At 46.9% G+C, this 542-nt stretch carries 1 pseudogene; it reads left to right on the top strand.

Annotation, left to right across the window (positions count from 1 at the left end):
• Positions 1-542 (top strand): annotated as a pseudogene (locus tag R8O11_RS30630) (TDT family transporter); the annotation flags it as partial.

A 542-nucleotide genomic window follows, 5' to 3' on the forward strand; every position in this document is an offset into this window, starting at 1 on the left:
ATGGTGCTGTTTTTTGGCTTCCAGCTCATGAACTTCAAAATGTCGAACATCGTCCCGAGCTGGTTCCTCTACCCTGTTGGATTAATCAGTAGCTCATTGGCTGGTTCGCAATTCGGTCATAATCTATTTTCCGAAACCCTCGCGATCATGTGTATAGGCATTTACTTCTTTATGCTGCCACTGGTGTTGTATCGCTTGGTGTTTTTTGGCTCACTGCCAAGACGAGCAAGACCAACGCTCGCGATTATGGCCGCGCCAGTTAACTTGTCACTGGCAGCTTATTTAGTGAATTTTCCCCAACCCGACCCTATTCTGACGGGCGCATTGGCGGGGATCGCGATCACAATGACGCTACTGATCTACTTATGTTATTTCCGCTTACTTCGATTGAAGTTCCAACCCTCGATTGCAGCGGTGACTTTTCCTTCAGTCATCAGCGCCATTGCGATGCACCGGTTAACCTCTTTTTTCGCACAATCTCATCCTCAATGGCATTGGTTACACGATTTCGGTTTTTTAGAACTCAGTATCGCGACTGTATT

It is taken from the genome of Vibrio sp. 1288, assembly GCF_033344475.1.